General features: G+C 59.8%; 12 protein-coding genes. 9 read left to right on the top strand and 3 right to left on the bottom strand.

Translation table 11 applies throughout. From position 1 onward, the window contains the following. Window positions 1–5 precede the first annotated feature (5 nt). The 6 genes from AC2FIC_RS16935 to AC2FIC_RS16910 all read left to right on the top strand — a co-directional run bounded on the left by AC2FIC_RS16935 (window position 6) and on the right by AC2FIC_RS16910 (window position 9,685). Window positions 6–1,013, top strand: a complete 1,008-nt coding sequence (locus AC2FIC_RS16935) for an AAA family ATPase (protein WP_271951824.1) — start codon at window positions 6–8, stop codon at window positions 1,011–1,013. After that, window positions 1,010–1,885, top strand: coding sequence for a DUF58 domain-containing protein (locus tag AC2FIC_RS16930; protein ID WP_496692804.1), 876 nt, complete (start codon window positions 1,010–1,012; stop codon window positions 1,883–1,885). Before AC2FIC_RS16935 ends, AC2FIC_RS16930 begins: the two co-directional genes overlap by 4 nt. After that, the gene (locus AC2FIC_RS16925; protein WP_496692803.1) at window positions 1,882–4,644 is read left to right on the top strand and encodes a DUF4159 domain-containing protein; all 2,763 of its coding nucleotides are present in this window, start codon (window positions 1,882–1,884) and stop codon (window positions 4,642–4,644) included. The genes AC2FIC_RS16930 and AC2FIC_RS16925 overlap by 4 nt, the downstream gene beginning before the upstream one ends. Beyond that, window positions 4,641–6,683, top strand: coding sequence for a hypothetical protein (locus tag AC2FIC_RS16920; RefSeq protein ID WP_496692802.1), 2,043 nt, complete (start codon window positions 4,641–4,643; stop codon window positions 6,681–6,683). Before AC2FIC_RS16925 ends, AC2FIC_RS16920 begins: the two co-directional genes overlap by 4 nt. 314 nt (window positions 6,684–6,997) lie before the next feature. Then, on the top strand, window positions 6,998–9,214 hold the full coding sequence (locus tag AC2FIC_RS16915; RefSeq protein WP_496692801.1) for a response regulator: 2,217 nt from the start codon (window positions 6,998–7,000) through the stop codon (window positions 9,212–9,214). Between the two features lie 9 nt (window positions 9,215–9,223). Next, window positions 9,224–9,685, top strand: coding sequence for a VOC family protein (locus AC2FIC_RS16910; protein WP_496692800.1), 462 nt, complete (start codon window positions 9,224–9,226; stop codon window positions 9,683–9,685). On the opposite strand, the gene yaaA is transcribed toward AC2FIC_RS16910, so the two are convergent. The 3 genes from yaaA to AC2FIC_RS16895 form a co-directional block, all read right to left on the bottom strand. After that, window positions 9,655–10,446, bottom strand: a complete 792-nt coding sequence (yaaA, locus tag AC2FIC_RS16905) for a peroxide stress protein YaaA (protein ID WP_496692799.1) — start codon at window positions 10,444–10,446, stop codon at window positions 9,655–9,657. The two genes, AC2FIC_RS16910 and yaaA, sit on opposite strands and share 31 nt — an antisense overlap. A 33-nt stretch (window positions 10,447–10,479) precedes the next feature. Then, a complete protein-coding gene (gene recQ, locus AC2FIC_RS16900) occupies window positions 10,480–12,519 on the bottom strand; it encodes a DNA helicase RecQ (protein ID WP_496692798.1) in 2,040 nt (679 codons plus the stop codon). A 78-nt stretch (window positions 12,520–12,597) separates the two neighbouring features. Next, complete coding sequence (locus AC2FIC_RS16895; protein ID WP_271951835.1) at window positions 12,598–12,885, bottom strand: YggT family protein; 288 nt, start codon at window positions 12,883–12,885, stop codon at window positions 12,598–12,600. A 133-nt stretch (window positions 12,886–13,018) separates the two neighbouring features. Here AC2FIC_RS16895 and AC2FIC_RS16890 point away from each other — a divergent pair, with 133 nt between their 5' ends. Genes AC2FIC_RS16890 through AC2FIC_RS16880 form a run of 3 tightly spaced genes read left to right on the top strand, consistent with a single transcriptional unit; the run spans window position 13,019 to window position 16,103 of the window. After that, on the top strand, window positions 13,019–14,386 hold the full coding sequence (locus AC2FIC_RS16890) for an MFS transporter (RefSeq protein WP_496692837.1): 1,368 nt from the start codon (window positions 13,019–13,021) through the stop codon (window positions 14,384–14,386). Then, the gene (gene mepA, locus AC2FIC_RS16885) at window positions 14,383–15,246 is read left to right on the top strand and encodes a penicillin-insensitive murein endopeptidase (protein ID WP_496692797.1); all 864 of its coding nucleotides are present in this window, start codon (window positions 14,383–14,385) and stop codon (window positions 15,244–15,246) included. The genes AC2FIC_RS16890 and mepA overlap by 4 nt, the downstream gene beginning before the upstream one ends. Then, the gene (locus AC2FIC_RS16880; protein WP_496692796.1) at window positions 15,219–16,103 is read left to right on the top strand and encodes an esterase-like activity of phytase family protein; all 885 of its coding nucleotides are present in this window, start codon (window positions 15,219–15,221) and stop codon (window positions 16,101–16,103) included. The genes mepA and AC2FIC_RS16880 overlap by 28 nt, the downstream gene beginning before the upstream one ends. The last annotated feature ends 14 nt before the right edge of the window (window positions 16,104–16,117 follow it).

The raw sequence follows: 16,117 nt of genomic DNA, 5'->3' as shown, positions 1-16,117 counted from the left end.
AAGTCATGAGCGAACCTGCCGACCTCGTATCCGAGATCGAAGCGCTGGAAACTAAACTGCAAGAGGCCAAGGCCTCGATCACCCGACGCTTTATCGGGCAAGAGCGGGTCGTGGATCTGACGCTGGCCGCGCTGTTATGCGGCGGGCACGCATTGCTGATCGGATTGCCAGGGCTGGGCAAGACCCGGCTGGTTGAGACTTTGTCGACCGTGATGGGCCTGCATGGCAACCGTATCCAGTTCACGCCGGATCTGATGCCGGCTGATATTCTGGGATCCGAGGTTCTGGATACGGCCGAGGATGGCAGTCGCCACTTCCGGTTCATTCCCGGCCCGATCTTCTGTGAATTGCTGATGGCGGATGAGATCAACCGCGCCAGCCCGCGCACACAGTCGGCCTTGCTGCAAGCGATGCAGGAACGTACCGTCACCGTTGCGGGCGAGGATCGTGCACTGGATGAGCCGTTTCACGTGCTGGCCACGCAGAACCCGATTGAACAAGAAGGCACCTATCCGCTGCCCGAGGCGCAGTTGGACCGCTTTTTGGTGCAGATTGACGTCGAATACCCGGATCGTCAGACCGAGCGGGATATCCTTCTGGCCACGACCGGTGTCGAAGAAGACGACGCTCATCAGATTTTCACCAAAGAGGAATTGCTGGCGGCGCAACTTCTGTTGCGCCGGATGCCGGTTGGCGAGTCTGTGGTCGAACTGATTCTGGATCTGGTCCGCGCATTCCGCCCCGGCGAAGCAGGCGTGTCCGATCGTGTGGCCGAAACCGTGGCCTGGGGCCCTGGCCCCCGCGCGGCGCAGGCGTTGATGATGACGGTGCGTGCCAACGCCATGTTGCAGGGGCGACTGGCCCCCAATGCCGAGGATGTACTTGAGATGGCCCGCCCGGTTCTCAGCCATCGTATGGCGCTGAACTTTGCGGCCCGGGCGCGCGGTGACAGCTTGGCTGATCTGATTGACTCGACCGCGCTTGGGCTGATCCGAACCGAGGCTGCGGCGTGAATGCCGGGCTGACCCTTCGTGAAAGATCCGAGGCTGAGGCATCTCGGTTGCCGCCCCTGTTGGCGCGGGCGGAACATCTGGCCGGAACCGTCCTGCTGGGTGACCATGGGCGTCGCCGATCCGGGATGGGCGATGATTTCTGGCAATACCGCCCGGCACAGGTTGGCGACAGCCGCCGGATGATTGACCACCGCCGCTCGGCCCGTGGCGATCAACAATTTGTGCGCGAACGCGAATGGCAGATTGCCCAATCGGTGATGCTGTGGGTGGATCAGGGCGCGTCGATGCGCTTTGCCTCGGACGCTTCGCTGCCCACCAAGGCGGATCGCGCGCGTTTGCTGGGGCTGGCAACTTCGATCTTGCTGGCGCGTGGTGGTGAGCGTGTGGGCCTGACGGGCACAACCCTGCCGCCCCGGCGCGGCAACGCACAGATCATCCGGCTTGCGCAGGCCTGGTCCGAGGATGATCAAGCCGACTATGCGCCACCCGAGCACCGCGCCATGATCCCCCATGCGCGGGCGGTGTTCATCTCTGATTTTCTTGGCCCGATGGAAGAGGTTGAACTGGCACTGACCAAAGCTGCGGATCGTGGCGTGCGCGGGGTGGTCCTGCAGGTGCTGGATCCCGGTGAAGAGAATTTCCCCTATCGCGGGCGCACCATTTTCGAAAGCGTTGGCGGCTCGGCCCGGCATGAAACGCTCAAGGCTTCTGATCTTCGTGACCGATATCTTGCGCGCCTTGCCGAACGAAAAGATGCCTTGATGCGCTTGTGTCGGGTGACGGGATGGCAACTGGGGTTGCACCACACTGGCGACAGCGCACAGGCGGCTCTGTTATGGCTGTATCGCGCTTTGGACGGGGGCAGAGTATGACGGTTTTGGCTGGGATAGGCTTTACCGCGCCTTGGGTGTTGCTGGGATTGTTGACCCTGCCCATCCTGTGGCTGGTCCTGCGCGCTGTGCCGCCTGCGCCGATCCGGCGAATGTTTCCGGCCGTAACGCTGCTGCTGGGGCTGAAGGACGACGAGAGTGTTTCGGATCGGACACCATGGTGGCTGCTGCTGTTGCGAATGCTGGCGGCGGCGGCGATCATTACCGGTCTGGCCGGGCCGGTTTTGAATCCCTCGCGGGATCAGGTGGGTTCGGGGCCGCTGTTGTTGGTGCTGGATGCCAGCTGGGCAGGTGCAAGCGGCTGGCCATCGCTTCAGGACCAGCTTGATACGCAGCTGACCGAGGCCGGACGCGCCGGACGCACGGTGGCCTTGCTCAACTTGACGGAGCCAGAAGCCCCAGTCTTTCAGGCCGCCGAAGCGTGGCGGGGTCGGCTTCCGGGGGTGACTCCGATGCCCTGGCAACCAACTCAGCTGCAGATGGATCAGGTGCTCGATGTGCTGGATCAGCTTGATGGTGGTTTTGATACATATTGGTTCAGCGACGGTCTGGAATTTGCGGGTCGGGAAACGGTTCTGGCTGCGTTGCAATCGCGCGGGGAAGTGACCGTGTACCAGTCAGGCTCGCCTGTTTATGCGATTCTGCCCGCCGGCTATCAGGATGGTGTCATTCAACTGACGGCCCAACGCGCTACTGCTGGTCCGGAAAACATCCTGACCATTTTGGCACAGGGGCGCGATCCGGCGGGCGCAATGCGGGCTCTGCAATCCGCCAATATCGTCTTTGCTGAAGGCGAAACGCTTGCTCAGGTGGAGCTGTCGCTGCCCTCGGAACTACGGGCCAGAATCACCCGCTTCGAGATTCAGGGCCAGCGGTCGGCGGGTGCCGTAACGCTGACCGATGACAGCCTGCGCAGGCGTGAGGTGGCCCTGCTTGCGGGCAGTTTGAACCGTGAAGGGTTAGAGTTGTTGTCGCCGCTACATTATCTGACGCAGGTTTTGGTCCCGACAGCGGATTTTGTCGAGGGCGGGTTGATGGATGTGTTGCCCGCCAATCCGGATGTGATTGTTCTGGCGGATGTGGCGAAATTGGCCGAAGCGGAACAACTGGCGGTGACCGAATGGGTCGAACAGGGCGGGCTGCTGTTGCGCTTTGCCGGGCCGCGCATGGCCGCCAGCGATCTGGGGCGGGATGTCGAGGATACCTTGCTGCCGGTGCGCCTGCGCAGCGGTGGCCGTTCAGTCGGCGGCGCGATGAGCTGGGGTGAGGCCAAAGGTCTGGCCCCGTTCCCCGAAACCTCACCCTTCTACGGGCTGCGCGTGCCACCGGATGTTTCCGTGACCACACAGGTCATGGCGCAACCAGACCCAAATTTGGCCGATCGGGTGATTGCATCGCTGACGGATGGTACGCCTCTGGTCACGCGCAAGGCATTGGGGCTGGGGCAGGTGGTGCTGTTCCATGTCACCGCTGATGCCGAATGGTCGAGCCTTCCCCTCTCGGGCCTGTTTGTCGAGATGCTGGACCGGCTCGCCGTTGCCTCGGCTGCGAAATCCCGGGAAGAATCGCAACTACAGGGCACGACCTGGGAACCGCTGCAGGTCATGGATGGGTTCGGAGGTTTGTCGGATGCGGATAACCTGGCCGGTGTCGATGGGGTTGATCTGGCCTCGGGCGCAATCGGGCCGGACCTGCGGCCGGGCCTGTATGAAAGCGGCAAGCAAAAACTGGCGCTGAATGTACTGGATGCGGATACGGTGCTGACGCCAGCCATCTGGCCATCTGATGTGCCGATCAAAGGGCAGGAAATCAGCGCCGAAACGCCGGTCGGGGGCATTTTGCTTAGCCTCGCGCTGATCTTGCTGACGGTGGACGTCATTGCGTCACTTCTGTTGTCGGGGCGACTTGGGCTGGCCCGGGCCGCGGCGATGGCGCTGGGTGCGTTGCTGATTGCACCTGACCTTCAGGCTCAGACGCCCGAGGAAACCGATTTTGCCCTGATGGCAACGCAAGAGCTGGTACTGGCTCATGTCATGACCGGAAACGCGCAGGTTGACGATATCGCGGGCGCCGGGATGCGTGGCTTGGCGCAAACTTTGTTCTTCCGCACTTCGGTCGAACCGGCAGAGCCCATCGGCGTTGATCTGGAACGGGACGAGCTGGCGTTTTTCCCGCTGCTGTACTGGCCGATCACGCCGGAACAGCCGCAACCCTCGGACGAAGCCTATGCCAAGTTGAATGCCTATCTCCGCTCGGGCGGCATGATCCTGTTCGACACGCGCGACGCGGATGTGGCGCGTTTCGGTGCAGCCAGCCCCAACGGCCGCAAGCTGCAACAACTGGCCGCCCCGCTGAATATCCCTTCGTTAGAGCCTGTTCCGGATGACCATGTTCTGACGCGGGCCTTCTATTTGCTGCAGGATTTCCCGGGCCGATATGCCGGTACCGAGATTTGGGTCGAAGCTGCCCCGCCGGATGCGGAACAGATCGACGGCATGCCGTTCCGCAACCTCAACGACAATGTGACCCCGGTAGTGATCGGCGGGAATGACTGGGCCGGAGCTTGGGCCGTCGACCGAAACGGACAGGCCCTGTTGCCGGTCGGGCGCGGATATGCCGGTGAGCGGCAGCGGGAATTGGCCAATCGGTTTGGCGTCAATCTGGTGATGCATGTGCTGACCGGGAATTACAAATCGGATCAGGTCCATGTGCCTGCGCTGCTGGACAGGTTGGGACAATGACCGGAACCGTTATCTTTGACCCTCTGATTCCGTGGCCCGTTCTGATGGTCGTTGCCGCGATTGCCATATCAGGCGTTGTTCTAGCCCTGTGGCGGGGCCTGTCTGGCTGGGCCTTGCGCGGGTTGGCCGCCCTGGTCGTGATCGCGGCCATGGCGGGGCCTGTCTATCAGATCGAAGATCGCACTCCGCTGACCGACATCGTGGTGATGATCGAGGATGAAAGCGCCAGCCAGACCCTGTCCGATCGCACGGAACAGACCGCACAGGCCGCTGCCGAACTGGCGGCCGAGATCGACGCGCGCGACAATACCGAGCTGCGCCGGATCCGGGTGGGTGACAGCGATGGGGATGAGGGCACACAGGTCATGGCTGCGCTGAACAAAGTCCTGGCCGAGGAACCCCGTGCGCGCATTGCGGGGATCCTCGTGCTTTCGGACGGGATCGTGCATGACGTTGATCAGGCCCCTGACCTGCCTGCACCGATGCACCTGTTGCAGACTGGGCGGGCCAGCGACTGGGATCGCCGTCTGATCGTCCGCAATGCACCGGCTTTTGCCATTATCGGAGAGCCGGTCACGCTGACGTTGCGGGTTGAGGATAGCGGCGCAGTTCCTGTTGCGGCTGCGAATGCGCCTTTGGAAATTTCGGTTGATGGCAATGCGCCAGAGCATTTCACCATTCCAATCGGTGTCGATGTCGAGCTACCGGTCAAGCTGTCCCATGGCGGGCGGAATGTCATCCAGTTTACCGTACCCGGCGTCGAAGGAGAGTTGACCGACCGCAACAACACCGCACTGATTCAGATGAACGGTGTGCGCGACCGTCTGCGGGTGCTGCTGGTTTCGGGTGAACCGCATCCAGGTGGACGGACCTGGCGGAACCTTCTGAAATCCGACAGCTCGGTTGATCTGGTGCATTTCACGATCCTGCGACCGCCTGAAAAGCAGGATGGTGTGCCTGTGGACGAGTTGTCTTTGATCGCTTTTCCGACTCGAGAACTGTTTCTGGAAAAGATCAACGATTTCGATCTGATCATCTTTGATCGCTATAAGCGGCGCGGTATTCTGCCTGCGGTCTATCTGGAGAATGTCACCAATTACATCAATGATGGTGGTGCGGTTCTGATTGCGGCTGGTCCTGATTTTGCCAGCGCCGACAGTATCTTCCGCTCGCCGCTGGCGCCGATTCTTCCGGCGCAGCCTACCGCACGGGTCATCGAAGAACGCTTTGTCCCCACAGTTACAGATATGGGGCACCGGCACCCGGTGACCACGGATCTGGGCGATTCCGAGCATTGGGGTGCATGGTTGCGCCAGGTTGATGTCCTGTTCCGATCAGGTGAAACGCTGATGACCGGCGTCGATGACCGGCCGCTGCTGGTGCTGGACCGGGTCGGAGAGGGGCGCGTGGCAATGCTCGCCTCTGACCACGCTTGGCTCTGGAGCCGTGGCTTCGACGGCGGTGGTCCGCAGCTTGAACTGCTGCGGCGATTGGCACATTGGATGATGAAAGAACCCGAGCTTGAGGAAGAGGCTCTGTGGGCCGAAGCAAATGGTCAAATCATGCGCGTCATCCGTCAAACCCTGGGGGATGACGTCGGAGCGGTTACCATCACGCAGCCCAATGGCGAAACACTTGAGGTGACGCTGAACGAAGTTTCTCCGGGGCGGTTCGAAGCTCAGATCTTCGGCCCCGAGATTGGCCTCTATCGTCTGCAAGAGGGTGAACATTCGGCGGTAATTGGGTTGGGCCCTGCGGCCCCCAAAGAATTTGAGCGCACGATTTCTACTGATCAGATCCTTGAGCCGGTTCTGGCCGAATTGCGCGGCGGTGTGATCCGGGTCGAGGACGGTTTGCCTTCGATCCGAAATGTCCGCGCTGGGCGGCCAGCATCGGGGCGCGGTTGGATCGGGCTGACCCCGCGCGATGCCTACCAGACCAGCTCTGTAACACAGGCTGGTGTTCTACCGCCCTGGCTGGTGCTTTTGCTGGCCGGTGGTTTCCTTCTGGCGGGTTGGCTGCGTGAAGGTCGACGTTAGGTCATACGACCACAACGCTGATTGTGGCCCCATTCACCAGCATCATGTCATGGTAAAGCACCGTTTGAACCGGCTTTGCTGCGTCAGGTTTGTCGTGTAATCCCACACAATTTTTCTGATCTGAGCGCCTGTAGCGCATTCAGATACAGCAGATTTTGCGTTGAGTAGGAAAAGGTAGGTACCGGCGAGGCAGGCTGTTTTGGACGTTTGCGGCCTCTGAGCCTGCCATTGGTCTGTGGCAACAGGCAACGGCTTAAACACTTTTTCACGCTCTGTCGGGATGCTGTGGGCAGATTGTACCGGGATCACCTTTGATGAGTCTTGCAACCAAATTGGCACAGGAAAGACGCGCACGGCTTGCCGCTGAACGTCTGCTGGAGATGAAACAGGCCGAGCTATCAGCGGCCAACCGGAAATTGGGCCTGCACGCGATGGCTCTGACTAAACGCATTGGTGAAACGCGGGCCGAGGTTGAGACGGTGCGCGATGAAAATGAAAAAGTTAAATCGGACCTGACATTGGCCAATGCCAAGATCGAAGTGGCGGAACGGCGGCTATGGCATTCGATCCAGACCTTCCCAGACGGGTTTGCATTCTTCGACGAAGAGAGCCGGTTGATCGGGGCAAATGCCTCATATTTCAGCCTGTTTGAGGGGCTGGATGAAGTAGCGCCCGGCATCAGCTATGGCAGAATTCTGGAAACCCTCACGCAGGAGGGTCTGATTGATACCGTGGACGAGGCGCAGGATGATTGGCGCGCCAGGATGCTGGCCCGTTGGAAGTTGTCCAACCCGCCGTCAGAAATCGTCAAGCTGTGGAACGGGCTCTATATCAAGCTGATTGATCAACGCGGTGGCGGTGGCGATGTGGTCAGCCTTGCGCTTGATATAACCGCCTCGGTCCGGCATCAGGCCGAACTGACCGCGGCGCGCGAACGGGCCGAGGCTGCAAACCGCGCGAAATCTGCATTCCTGGCCAATATGAGCCATGAAATCCGCACGCCCATGAACGGTATTGTTGGCATGACCGAGTTGATGACCGAAACCGCGCTGGATGAAGAACAACGGCTCTATCTCAACACGATCCGCAATTCCGGTGAAGCCTTGCTGGTGATCATCAACGATGTTCTGGATTACTCGAAGATTGAGGCGGATAAGCTGGTCTTGCACCCCGAACAGTTCGATTTCGAACGCTGTATCCTTGAGGTGGCGATGCTGCTGCAGCCCAGTGTTCGTGACAAGGGTTTAAGCCTTTTAGTCGACTATGACCTGTTTTTGCCAACCCTGTTCGTGGGCGATCCGGGCCGGGTGCGTCAGGTCTTGACCAATCTGGTAGGCAACGCGGTCAAGTTCACGGCGGAAGGGCATGTCTTGATCCGCGTCACGGGGGTCCCCCGCGCGGAGGCCCAGGCCTGTGATATTCATGTTGCCATAGAAGATACGGGTATCGGTATCGCCGAGGATAAAGCGGCGCATATCTTTGGTGAATTCAATCAGGTCGAGGATGAACAAAACCGACAGTTTGAAGGGACCGGGTTGGGTCTGGCCATCACCAAACGACTGATCAAATTGATGGACGGTGCCATCTGGGTCGAAAGCGAGCCGGGCCAGGGGTCCTGTTTTGGATTTCGGATAACGCTGCCGACGGTCGAAGGTCCGCAACCCGCCCCCCCGAATCTGGAAGGATGTCTGCGCCATGTGGTCGTGGTTGAAGATCTGGCTGTCAATCGAGCGATCCTGTCAAAGCAACTTGGTCGTCTGGGTGCCAAGGTTACCGAATGTACCACCGGAACCGAGGCGCTGGCTACGCTTGATGACACGGTAGATCTGGTGCTGTGCGATCACGATCTGCCGGACATGGACGGGCTGGATTTGGCGGCCACGATAAAGGGCCGGGGGTGGACGGATACCTCTGTCGTGGTCATGTCGGCCAATCCCGGCGTGATTCATGCTCATCCGGCCTGCGAGCTTATTGACGGAGTGTTGCAAAAGCCGATCCCTCGTTCAGAATTATATGCACGTCTGACCGCTCTGGGACGATCAGCGGATTCGATATCGAATGGTTCCGACACGCAAAACCCAACGGTTGCGCAGGTCAGACCGATTGCCGGGGATCAAAGGCTCATGCGGGTTCTGGCTGCTGAGGACAACAAGACCAACCAGCTGATCCTGCGCAAAATGGTCAAGGATCTGAACATTGATCTTCGCTTTGCGGGCAACGGGCTTGAGGCGGTCGCCGCCCATCTGGAATTCGACCCGGATTTGATATTCATGGATATCTCGATGCCCGGAATGGATGGTAAACAGGCCACAGGTGAAATCCGCCGCCGCGAGGTTGAAACCAATCAGCACGTCCCGATCGTAGCCCTGACCGCACATGCAATGAGCGGAGATGATCAGGGTATTTTATCGGCTGGATTGGACTACTACCTGACCAAACCGCTGCAAAAACAGAAAATCCACCAGATGATCCTTGACCATCGGCCAGACGGAACGCAACCGGTTCTTGATGACGAAACCCGAGCGTTCTAGGCTGCCGACATGACTGATGACCGTGGATTTCACCCCCGCGCGCTGGGCGAGTTTGCCATTCGCTGCGCAGATATGGCCGCTATGGTGCAGTTCTATGAACAGGTGGTCGGCCTGCAGCGTCTGAGCGGTGACCATGACAGCGCTATAACCTTCTTCCGGATAGCCGAGGGGTTTGGCGGCCATACGCAAGTTCTGGCCCTGTTTCACCACAGCACCGCGCCACGACCGGGGCAACATCGGGCCGGTGCAGAAGGTCCCGTAACAGGAGCGGGATCGTCGCTGCATCATATCGCATTGTCGCTGCCCTTCGACGAGCAGGCGGCGGTCACGAGTTGGTATGACAAGATCGGCCAACCCTATCGCGTCGAGCAGTTCGGATGGGTTGGTTGGCGCGGAATTTTCACCGAAGACCCGGAAGGCAACACAGTTGAACTGGTCTCTTACGACCCGTCGATGCTGGCTGAGGCCTGATAGGGCCGGATAAAGACCGGCTTGTCGTTCTCTGACAGGTCGGGGCGGTATTCATAGCCGCCCGAGTCGAACTCTGTCAGGCTGGCGGGATCGGACAGACGGTGTTGAATGACATAGCGTGCCATCGCCCCGCGTGCCTTTTTGGCAAAGAAGCTGACGATCTTTGGTGTGCCGCCCTTGTCTTCCATGAAGACCGGCGTGATGACCCGTAATTTCAGCGCTTTGGGGTCTACTGCACCGAAATATTCCTGACTGGCGCAATTCAACAGCACGTCGCTACCGGTCCCGGCTGCCTGAGCGTTCAGCGCCTTGCTTAGTTGGTCGCGCCAATAATCGTACAGGTTCTTGCCGCGCCGGGTCTTCAGCCTACTGCCCATCTCAAGCCGATAGGGCTGAATGGCGTCCAGCGGACGCAATATACCATACAGTCCGGACAGGATACGCAGGTGATCCTGGGCCCAGGCCAACTCTTCCGCATCCAGCGAAGTCGCTTCGAGCCCCTGATAGGTGTCTCCGGCAAAGGCCAGTGCGGCCGGGCGTGTCGCCACAGCATCGGGGGCGTCCGAAAAGGCGCGATAACGGTCGCGGTTCAGGCGGGCCAGATCATCGCTCAGATCCATCAGCTTTTTCAGGTCGCCCAGCGTCAGATTGCGGGCGGTTTTCGACAGGCGGATCGCGTCATCCTGAAAGTCGGGTTGCGTGACCTCAACATTCCGTTCTGCCCAATCCAGCCGTTTGGCCGGGGAAATCACTACCAGCATAGTCGCCCTCGTTTCTTGCCTGTTGGTGGGTATCTAGCTTGCCATACGCAGCACGTCCAGAAAGGCGGCTCCAAACCTTTCGTGACGGCGGTCACCCAGAACCTGTTCGATGGCGCGTGGGTCGTCTGATCGCAACTGCGCCACCTTTGCCAGTTGCGAGGCGGTACAGGTCAGCGGCTTGTCGATTCCATCAGGGCCGCGCGACAGTTGCGACTGAACTTCGAGCAGGCGGTCGTAAATCTCACCCTGATCGCGCCCGGCCAGTTTGCGGCGGGCCGGGTGCAGTTCTTCGACCGCGCCGGTCAGAACCTCCAGAAACGTGGCCCCGTAGCGTTCCAGCTTTTTAGCACCGATCCCGCTGATCCGGGCCATATCGTCCAGCGTTGCAGGGCGGGTTTCCGCCATTTCGATCAGGGTGCGATCGGGAAAAATAACATAGGCCGGGACCCGCGCGGATTCGGCCAGCGCACGGCGTTTCGCCTTCAGTGCGCTCAGCAGCGGTGCGTCTTCTTCGGATACCATCTCTTTGACTGCAGGCCGACGGGTTGCTTTGCGGATCGTGTCCTTACGCAGGTTGATCTGCGCCTCGCCTTTCAGGATCGGCTTGGCGGCCTCAGTCATGCGCAGCGCACCGTGGCGGTCGGGATCAGGGCGGACCAGATCATGGCCCATCATCTGCCGGAAAATCGCTTGCCACTGGGGCCGCGACCAGTCCTTGCCAATGCCATAGGTCGACAGATTGTCATGTCGGCGGGCGCGGATCTTGTCGGTTTCGTTGCCCAACAGGATGTCGATCAGATGGCCTGCGCCGAACCATTCCTCGGTGCGCAGGATCGCGGACAGGGCCATACGAACCGGGGTGGTGCCATCGAACACTTCCGGCGGGCTGTCACACAGATCGCATTTGCCACAGGGTTCGGTCTGTTCACCGAAATAACCCAGCAAAGTCTGACGGCGGCAGGCCAGCGCCTCGGCCAGGCCAAGTAGGGCGTTCAAACGGGCGTGATCGGCCATCCGCCGGTCAGAGGGAGCAAGCCCCTCGTCTATCTGTGACCGGCGCAGGCGAATGTCATCTGCCCCAAACAGGGTCAGGGTTTCTGCCGGGGCGCCATCACGCCCGGCGCGGCCGATTTCCTGATAATAAGCTTCGATGGATTTGGGCAGGTCCGCATGGGCGACCCAGCGGATATCGGGCTTGTCTATGCCCATGCCAAAGGCAACCGTGGCCACCACGATCAGACCATCCTCGCGCGCAAAGCGGGTCTCGACGATGCGGCGATCCTCGGGATCCATGCCGCCGTGATAGTGACAGGCGGTGTGGCCTTCGGCACGCAGGGCCTGTGCCAGAACCTCGGTCTTGTTACGAGTGCCGCAATAGACAATGCCGGATTGGGTTTTGCGCGCGGCGGCAAAATCCAGGATCTGTTTGCGGGGCCCATCCTTGGCGGCAAAGGCCAGGTGGATGTTGGGCCGGTCGAACCCGCGCAGAAATTTGCGCGGGGCCGTGCCGTCAAACAGCTTTTCGACAATCTCGTCCTGCGTTTCCGCATCTGCTGTGGCGGTGAAAGCGGCCAAAGGCACATCCAGCGCACGCCGCAGCTCTCCGATCCGAAGGTAGTCGGGGCGGAAATCATGGCCCCATTGACTGACGCAATGCGCCTCGTCCACCGCAATCAGGCTGACATTGATCCGCCGCAACATGCCCAGCGCCGATCCGGCGGCCAGACGTTCGGGAGCCATGTACAGCAGCTTGAGCCGTCCGGCCTCCAACGCTTCCCACACGGCATCGGTTTCTTCGGGGGTATTGCCGGATGTTAGCGCGCCGGCCTCGACGCCTGCTTCCTGCAAGCCGCGCACCTGATCGCGCATCAGGGCAATCAGCGGAGAGATCACCACCGTGACCCCATCGCGCATCAGCGCAGGCAGTTGGAAACACAGGGATTTGCCACCGCCCGTGGGCATGATGGCCAGCACGTTTTCGCCCAGCGTGACGGCATCGACGATCTCTTCCTGACCGGGACGGAAGTCGTCGAATCCAAAGACATCTCGCAGCAAAGGCGCGGCGTCAAACATGTGCGGGGGTGCCCTGTTTTAAGGTTTATCTGCTCTTAAGACAGGACAATCACATACTAAGATTCACTGAACAAGAGGTCAGACAAAATAGACCATATTGTTGATCAGGATAATACGCAGCGCATAGACACCGATCAGAACCACCAGGGGCGTCAGGTCAAGTCCGCCCATTGCAGGCAGAACGCGTCGGATCGGGCCGTAAATCGGCTCTAACAGGCGGTTCAGCCCGTACCAGATCTGCGCAACCAACTGTTGATGCAGGTTCAGCACCTGGAAATTGATCAGCCAGCTCATGATGACATGGGCCAGAATGATGAACCAGACAATGTCCAGAATCAGCAGCAGAATTTGGATCAACGACAGCATGGGGCCTCCGGATTTCACATCTGCTGAGACCTAAGCGCCCCTGCACAAAAGAGCAAGTCCGCGCCAACAGAACGCTTGCGAAATGGGCCAAAGCCCCGTCTTATGACGCCAACAATAAAAAAACGGGGCAGGTATGGCAGAGATTTCCAAGCGCAAACGTATCTGGGGCTGGTGGTTCTTCGACTGGGCAAGTCAGCCCTATCACACGCTGTTGGTGACCTTTGTTTTTGGGCCCTATTTTGCCGGAGTAGCCGCCGAGTATTATCTGAACGCCGGGCTGGGTTCCGATGCCGCAGACGCACGGGCGCAGACGGTGTGGGCGAACTGCATGACCATCGTGGGGCTGATCATCGCCTTCGGTGCCCCGCTGATGGGGGCGATGGCAGATGTTTCGGGCCGTCGGATTCCGTGGATATTCGGCTTTTCGATCATGTACGCGGCGGGCTCTGCTGCGCTGTGGTACACGTTGCCGGACGGGTCAAACATGTGGCTGATGCTGTCGGCCTTTGGCCTGGGTTTTGTCGGGGCGGAATACGCGCTGATCTTCGCCAATTCTCAGCTGCCCGATCTGGGTGATGACAGTGAGGTGGGCGAGATATCGGGTTCGGGTTTTGCCTTTGGCTATTTCGGCGGGCTTATCTCGCTGGCAATCATGCTGGCCCTGTTTGTTGAGCAGGGTAATGGCAAGACCCTGATCGGCATGGACCCTGTTTTTGGTCTGGACGCCGCAGCACGCGAAGGCACGCGATTTGTCGGGCCGTTCACCGCCGTGTGGTTCATTCTGTTCATGATCCCCTATTTCCTGTGGGTGCGCGACGATCCAGATGTCGAAAAGAAAGGCAGCGTCAAAGAGGCGCTGCAGCTGCTGGTCAAATCAGTCTCTAACCTGCGCAATCGCGTCAGTCTGGCCAGCTATCTGGGCTCGTCCATGTTCTATCGCGATGCGCTGAACGGTCTGTATACCTTTGGCGGCGTTTATGCGCGGCTGGTGCTGGAATGGGATCTGATCAAGATCGGCGTATTCGGGATTGTCAGCGTTCTGGCTGCGGCAGCCTTTGCCTGGCTTGGCGGCAAGCTGGACAAGAAATACGGCCCCAAACCTGTCATTCTGGTTGCGATCTGGGTACTGATCTTTGTCTGTATCACCGTCGTGATGATGGACCGGACCCAGATCTACGGCATCACCCTGCCCGAAGGGTCGGGCCTGCCGGATCTGGTGTTCTTTGGTTGCGGTGTTCTGATCGGCGGCATGGGGGGTATCCTACAATCGGCCAGCCGTTCTCTGATGGTGCGCCACACCGATCCCGTTGCCCCGGTCGAGAGCTTTGGCCTGTATGGCTTGTCCGGCCGCGCCACCGCATTTGCGGCCCCGTTGTTGATCGGGATTGCCACAACCCTGACCGGTAGTGCGCGACTGGGGGTGTCACCCATAGTTCTGTTGTTTATTCTGGGACTGTTCCTAATGCGCTGGGTGAAACCGGAAGGGGATCAGAGCAGATGATTTTACTACGTTTTTTCGCGGTCATTGCCGCAATCACATTCGCCGGTACCGCAGGTTCAGAGCCGCTGGCCAAGCAGTTATTCGGAGGCCAAAAGCAAAGTTCACAACAAAAACCGGCCGCTTTCGGCAGTTATTCGCGCGGCTGTGCGGCGGGGGCGGTACAACTGCCCGAAACCGGACCCACATGGCAGGCTATGCGCCTGTCACGCAACCGCAACTGGGGCCATCCGCAGGCGATCGACTATGTCCAGGATCTGAGCCGGTTTGCGGCCAAGCAGTCAGGATGGAATGGTCTCTATATAGGCGATATCAGCCAGCCGCGCGGCGGGCCGATGACATCGGGCCACCGCAGCCACCAGCTGGGTCTGGACATCGATATCTGGATGCTGCCCGGTGACAACATGCGTCTTTCCCGCAAGGCGCGCGAGAATATCTCTTCGATTTCCCTGCGCCGTTCCAATGGCGCCTTCGTCAACGGCAACTGGTCCAAACAGCATCACGCCGTCCTGCGTGCGGCGGCAAAGGACAAGCGTGTGGCGCGGATTTTCGTCTTTCCCGGGGCCAAGGTGCAGATGTGCAACGACGAAAAGGGCAACCGCGCTTACCTGCGTAAAATCCGGCCATGGTGGGGCCATCACTATCATTTCCACGTGCGGCTGGCCTGCCCCAGAGGATCAAGCGGCTGCGTGAACCAGGATCCGCCGCCCAAGGGTGATGGTTGCGCCGAAGCACAGCAATGGGTGAACAACATCCTCAACCCGCCACCGCCCGATCCAAACGCGCCAGCACCCAAGAAGCGACGCGAATACCGGATGGCCGATCTGCCCAAGCAATGCACAAACGTCTTGCAATCCAACTGATCGCGGCGCTGCTGCTGACAGGAATGGTCTGGGCGGAGGGGGTAAAGCCTGCCGCTTTGCTGAACAATTTTGCCTGGCGACATCAGGCGGATTGGTTCGGCGGATATTCCGGAATTCACATCTTTGACGGTGGCACCCGCATGATCGCGCTGAGTGATCGCGCAACGATGTTGGACGCTCGTATTGATCGAAACGAGGATGAGATTACTGGCATCGAGATCCAGCGGCACTGGCCCATCCTGTCCAGCACCGGCAAGGTTCTGGTGGGCACCGCTGGCGATTCCGAAGGCTTGGCAATCGCCCCTGACGGTGGGGTCTATATCTCATTCGAGGGGGTGCACCGGGTGGCCTATTACCCCAACCCGACAGGCCCGGCGCAGGTCCTGCCGCGCCCCAAGGCCTTTTCGGGTCTGGACCATAATGGCTCGTTCGAGGGGCTGGCCATTGACGGGGTTGGGCGGCTGTACACCCTGACCGAAAAGAGCCGCACCGTATCGGGGGACATACCGGTGTATCGTTGGGATGGTCAGGCCTGGTCGACACCTTTTGTCCTGCCACAACGGGGCAAGTTCCTGCCAGTGGCGGCGGATTTTGGCCCCGACGGGCGGTTCTATGTGCTGGAACGATCGGTGTCCCTGACAGGCTTTCGGTCGCAGCTCAGGCGTTGGGAACTGAATGGTGACACACCGCAATCCGAAGAGATCTTGCTGCAAACCGCGCGTGGGACGCATGACAACCTCGAAGGCCTGTCGGTCTGGCGTGACGATCAGGGAAGGTTGCGGGTTACGATGATTTCGGATGACAATTTTCTGGCCCTTCAGCGGACGGAACTGGTGGAATATCTGCTGCCCGATTGACAGGCCTGAAACAA

Source organism: Ruegeria sp. CDSC079 (assembly GCF_059610505.1).
Note: the sequence above shows the minus strand (reverse complement) of the source record. Positions and strands in the feature narration are given on the sequence as shown.

Bases quoted from the DNA above. Each gene is read 5' to 3' on its own strand.
- AC2FIC_RS16880 (WP_496692796.1), top strand. From the start codon at position 15,219: ATGCACAAACGTCTTGCAATCCAACTGATCGCGGCGCTGCTGCTGACA.
- recQ (WP_496692798.1), bottom strand. From the start codon at position 12,519: ATGTTTGACGCCGCGCCTTTGCTGCGAGATGTCTTTGGATTCGACGAC.
- AC2FIC_RS16890 (WP_496692837.1), top strand. From the start codon at position 13,019: ATGGCAGAGATTTCCAAGCGCAAACGTATCTGGGGCTGGTGGTTCTTC.
- AC2FIC_RS16925 (WP_496692803.1), top strand. From the start codon at position 1,882: ATGACGGTTTTGGCTGGGATAGGCTTTACCGCGCCTTGGGTGTTGCTG.
- mepA (WP_496692797.1), top strand. From the start codon at position 14,383: ATGATTTTACTACGTTTTTTCGCGGTCATTGCCGCAATCACATTCGCC.
- AC2FIC_RS16895 (WP_271951835.1), bottom strand. From the start codon at position 12,885: ATGCTGTCGTTGATCCAAATTCTGCTGCTGATTCTGGACATTGTCTGG.
- AC2FIC_RS16915 (WP_496692801.1), top strand. From the start codon at position 6,998: ATGAGTCTTGCAACCAAATTGGCACAGGAAAGACGCGCACGGCTTGCC.
- AC2FIC_RS16920 (WP_496692802.1), top strand. From the start codon at position 4,641: ATGACCGGAACCGTTATCTTTGACCCTCTGATTCCGTGGCCCGTTCTG.
- AC2FIC_RS16910 (WP_496692800.1), top strand. From the start codon at position 9,224: ATGACTGATGACCGTGGATTTCACCCCCGCGCGCTGGGCGAGTTTGCC.
- AC2FIC_RS16935 (WP_271951824.1), top strand. From the start codon at position 6: ATGAGCGAACCTGCCGACCTCGTATCCGAGATCGAAGCGCTGGAAACT.
- yaaA (WP_496692799.1), bottom strand. From the start codon at position 10,446: ATGCTGGTAGTGATTTCCCCGGCCAAACGGCTGGATTGGGCAGAACGG.